The following is a 3,980-nucleotide window of genomic DNA, read 5'->3' as shown; positions in this document are numbered from 1 at the left end:
ATATGTTGCTTTACAGTGATAAAGCAACATATGCTTTCCCTCCATCCGTAAACCAGGAAAAACTCGCGAGGCGTGTGCCGACCGTTGCTTTTTCCGTGTGGAGCGTGGGACCCGAAGGGAGAAAAAGACCGGCAACTGTCTCCCTCTTCGAGCTACCCGGATGTTTTGCCGGTCCGACCGAAGGGTCACAAAGCGACCGTTTGTCTTCGATGTGGAAAAAGGACGAGCGGCAACGTCCGCGAGTTTTTCTCATATTAGTGTGGATGAGCTTTTAACGGGACGGGTTTAAAAATTCACGAATAATACCGACGAGCTTATTCGGCCCTTCATACATGCTCATATGTCCGACATTCGATAGGGTTTCGGACGTAACCAGCCCCTGCTCGACAGAGAATGTCTTATCCGGCGAAATCAGCTGATCATCTGCGCCGGCGACGAGAAGCACGGGCAGATTCCGCATCCGGCAGGCCGGTAGAGTGAATAAGTCCGAACGCTTTTAGCCGATCTGAGTATTTCTCGGCGAACGCAGGCGTCACATAACCGCCTAGCGAATGACCCAATAGTGTTGCTTCGGAAATGTCCAGTGCGTCCAACATCTGCTTAATGTCTTCTGCGAACAGGTCCATTGAATACGTACCCACGGAAACGGCACTGTCCCCGTGGCCGCGTAAGTCGGGAGCAAGGACCCGGTAGTCTCTCTCAAGCTCGGGAATGATATATTCCCAATACGCCGAACTGCCGCAGAAACCATGCAGCAGAACGACCGCTTCACCCTGGCCTTGTTCCTGATACGCAAGTTCGATTCCGTTTGCCTGGCACGTCTTTTTCATGATGCTCTCCGCCTTTCCGAATGTATTGCGCGGTTTGCGCTATTCTTTGCTTCGATACAGTTGACGAAAGGTGCCGGTTGCCGTAACCACCAGATCGCTGCGGTCGTTGCGTACGTCGCAGGCCATCTGCCAGATGTCCTGTGCCTGATTGACGACGCGGGCCGTGGCGATAAGCTTCTTGCCGGTACCGGCTTTGTGGTAGTTGACGTTCATATCCAGCGTGACGAACTTGTCCCTTGGCGAGATGCGGAGCTCCAGCATCCAGCCCATTGCCATGTCGGCCAGCGTGGCGGTGATTCCCCCGTATACGATGCGGTACGGATTCAGCACCTCGCGGCCAATCGGCATCGAGCAGACAAATTCATTGTCGTTCTGGCTTTCTTCTTCCACTACACCGAGAAAATTTCCGAGAAAAGGATAGTGGTTCTCTTTCATGCTGTTAAGCGCATTCACGGTACGGGCGACCGCTTTTAGGTCCCGCTCCGACATCGCTTCAATCTGTTCAAGTATGTCTTGCTTCGTCATGGTTTCTTCCCCTATTCTTTCCGAGTCTGATCGTTATGTCCCTTCCTCCATATGTTCCATACCCAGTAACAGGATGTCATGAACATGGTCGTCGGCCAGGGAGTAAAAAACGGTAGTGCCCGCTTTTTTCGTTTTTGCGACGCCCAGCGTCCGCATCAGGCGGAGATGGTGGGACGCATTAGCGACGGAGATGTCAAGCAGTCTTGCAATATCGTGCACGCAAAGCTCTTCATGGCGGGTCAGCAGATAGGCAATCTTCACACGGTTTATGTCTGCAAGGCCCTTGAACCAGCCTGCCAACTTTTCGACAGGCTTGGTGGCAAGTGCCTCGCGCAGTACCGCCTCGGTCGTAGAAGAGAGATGGCATGCTTCGCTAGTGTCGGTGGTCTTCTTCATCGCACATGTCTCCTTTCCGGCACATATCCGGATCTTCGATTTGGATAGTAGTATGGGCGATGTGGAACTTCTCTTTGAACATATGATTGGCTGCACGCAGTACATCGCCAGACTGTGAGGGATTCTGCACAACAATGTGGCAGCTCAGTGAAGGAAAACCGGATGTGACGGTCCAGACGTGCAGATCATGCACAGCGGTCACACCTTCAATGGTGAGCACGGATTTACGGATTTTATCAATATCCATACCATCAGGAACGCCCTCCATCAGGACATTCACAGAGTCGCGGATCACGCGCCATCCTGAAATAAGCACCAGCACCGCGACAATAACACTCGCAATCGGATCGGCAATCGTCCAGCCGAACTGCCAGATAAGCAGTGCCGCGACAATTGCGCCTACAGATCCCAGCATATCCCCGAGTACATGCAGAAATGCACTGCGCACGTTCAGGTTGTCGGACGTATTGCCCCCGCGCATCAGGATCCAAGCCGCGACGATATTGACCAGCAGGCCAAGCACCGCGATTAGCATCATTTGTCTGCTGGCGACCGCTTCAGGAATAAAGAAACGGTGGTACGCTTCTACAAAAATATAGACGGAAATAACGGCCAGCGTTATGCCGTTTAGCAGAGCGGCGAGAATTTCAGTCCGCTTGTAGCCGTATGTTTTGGTGGACGTGGCCGGTTTGCCGGCGAGCCACATGGCGAGCACGCTCAAGAAAAGCGAGGCGGAGTCGCTCAGCATATGACCGGCATCCGATAGGAGCGCGAGACTGTTGCTGAGAATACCTCCGATAAATTCTACGATCATAAAGCCGGTAATCAACAGAAACGCGATAAATAACGATTTACGATTGGCGTTTTCGCCATGGTGATGATGGTGTCCATGCCCGTGGTGATGCGCATGACCATGATGGTGATGGTGTCCGCCCATGAAAGGTTCCTCCCTGTATGATTGATACTTCCAGTGTATGCGGACGAAAGATTAAATTCAAGTATTCTTTTGAATATTTGTTTACTTGGGCAGACAAAAACCTCCGGTACCACATCCGAAGGCTCCGTGTCGTTATATTTTTCCGCGTCTGCCCGATACGAGGTCGATGATAAACAGCACTCCGGCAATCAGCAGCAAAATGTGAATGAGTCCACCGGCTACCCTGAATAGAAAACCGATGAACCAAAGTGCGAGAATAACCAGAATAATCGTACGCAGAATTCCCATATTTCATCGCTCCTTATATTGGTTGGAGATGCAAACTGTCTATCGCTTGTAGGCTTATCTTACCCCTGGATCCGATAAAATAAACGAGCCCGCCGTCTGCTTGCCGCAAACGGTGGGCCACCATGGATTAGAGCTGTCCATTTTTTCTGCGCTTGGCTTTAAGCATGAAGCCAAATCCGATGATGAGAATGGCACCTATCAAAAAGATGCCTGCCATAAGGCCGCTGCGTTCCCCAACCGAAATTCCGACGCCGACAAAGCATACGACGCCCAGAATCGCAAGCAGGAGTGATTGCTTCTGATGCTTGGTCATCCGTTTTTCACCTCAAAGTCGATTATACTACATTTATGTAGTGATCGCTTACGCTCAAGTATCAAGAAGCGCCACTTTCTTTCCTAGCTCTTCTGCCGTTTTTGCAAGTGCTAGATAATCTGATTCATCGATCGGCTGTGACGGCTGTGTCATCACCGTAATGTTTCCTATTAGTTCTTTGTTTACCCGCATAGGAATTTGGATAATGGAGAGACGGGCCAATGAGACAGGTTCTGGCTCATTGGACGCGGCTTTCAATACCTTATTCGTTCCTTCTTTGATGTAGACGCCGATCCAATCGAAATAGGGGACACGCTTGAAGTTGGAGATAAGCTGTGTATAAATTTCATCGAGATTGCTACTTCGATGAATCACCACAAGCGTCTCCAACGAAGCTATGGCTGTTGAAGTCGCCATATGAATTCCTCCATATAGATACTGTACTATGTTTGTCTTGACTATTGTAACAGATTTATGAGCGAAGACAGGGTAGTAAGTTTAGGAAATCGTACGGGAATCCTCACCATTTTAATGGTGAGTAATTCACGAAGTTGAGCCTGTGTCTATTAAAGAACGGCAAGCGCACAAACATGGAGATCCGGTAAACAGTCGTGGTTTTTCGTCTTTTTTGCTTTATTGGCTTGAAGTAAGATAGTATGGAAGATATATTTTTTCTGTGAAAATCATGAGA

At 49.9% G+C, this 3,980-nt stretch carries 9 protein-coding genes; 1 reads left to right on the top strand and 8 read right to left on the bottom strand.

Annotated elements, in window-relative coordinates; translation table 11 throughout:
- Positions 1-275 (top strand): hypothetical protein (locus tag B2899_RS18200; RefSeq protein WP_286887605.1); only part of this gene is annotated, 275 nt, incomplete at its 5' end.
- Here the strand turns inward: B2899_RS18200 and B2899_RS18535 are convergent.
- The 8 genes from B2899_RS18535 to B2899_RS18165 form a co-directional block, all read right to left on the bottom strand.
- Positions 272-445, bottom strand: coding sequence for an alpha/beta fold hydrolase (locus B2899_RS18535; RefSeq protein WP_371863574.1), 174 nt, complete (start codon positions 443-445; stop codon positions 272-274). The genes B2899_RS18200 and B2899_RS18535 overlap by 4 nt on opposite strands.
- A complete protein-coding gene (locus B2899_RS18195) occupies positions 420-830 on the bottom strand; it encodes an alpha/beta fold hydrolase (RefSeq protein WP_414631794.1) in 411 nt (136 codons plus the stop codon). Before B2899_RS18195 ends, B2899_RS18535 begins: the two co-directional genes overlap by 26 nt.
- A 39-nt stretch (positions 831-869) precedes the next feature.
- Complete coding sequence (locus B2899_RS18190; protein WP_286887603.1) at positions 870-1,355, bottom strand: PaaI family thioesterase; 486 nt, start codon at positions 1,353-1,355, stop codon at positions 870-872.
- 33 nt (positions 1,356-1,388) lie between these two features.
- Positions 1,389-1,751 carry an ArsR/SmtB family transcription factor gene (locus B2899_RS18185; protein WP_286887602.1) on the bottom strand — a complete coding sequence of 121 codons (363 nt, stop codon included), beginning with the start codon at positions 1,749-1,751 and terminating at the stop codon, positions 1,389-1,391.
- Positions 1,729-2,688 carry a cation diffusion facilitator family transporter gene (locus tag B2899_RS18180; RefSeq protein ID WP_286887600.1) on the bottom strand — a complete coding sequence of 320 codons (960 nt, stop codon included), beginning with the start codon at positions 2,686-2,688 and terminating at the stop codon, positions 1,729-1,731. The genes B2899_RS18185 and B2899_RS18180 overlap by 23 nt, the downstream gene beginning before the upstream one ends.
- A gap of 132 nt (positions 2,689-2,820) precedes the next feature.
- Positions 2,821-2,976: a lmo0937 family membrane protein gene (locus tag B2899_RS18175; protein ID WP_146811469.1), complete on the bottom strand. Its 156-nt coding sequence runs from the start codon at positions 2,974-2,976 to the stop codon at positions 2,821-2,823.
- A gap of 127 nt (positions 2,977-3,103) precedes the next feature.
- Complete coding sequence (locus B2899_RS18170; protein ID WP_146811468.1) at positions 3,104-3,289, bottom strand: YlaF family protein; 186 nt, start codon at positions 3,287-3,289, stop codon at positions 3,104-3,106.
- 54 nt (positions 3,290-3,343) lie between these two features.
- Entirely contained in the window at positions 3,344-3,706 is a 363-nt protein-coding gene (locus tag B2899_RS18165) for a hypothetical protein (RefSeq protein ID WP_286887598.1), read from the bottom strand.
- Between the last annotated feature and the right edge of the window lie 274 nt (positions 3,707-3,980).

This window comes from Aneurinibacillus sp. UBA3580 (assembly GCF_002375825.1).
Taxonomy (GTDB): domain Bacteria; phylum Bacillota; class Bacilli; order Aneurinibacillales; family Aneurinibacillaceae; genus Aneurinibacillus; species Aneurinibacillus danicus.
This window is presented reverse-complemented; position numbering and strand designations above follow the sequence as displayed.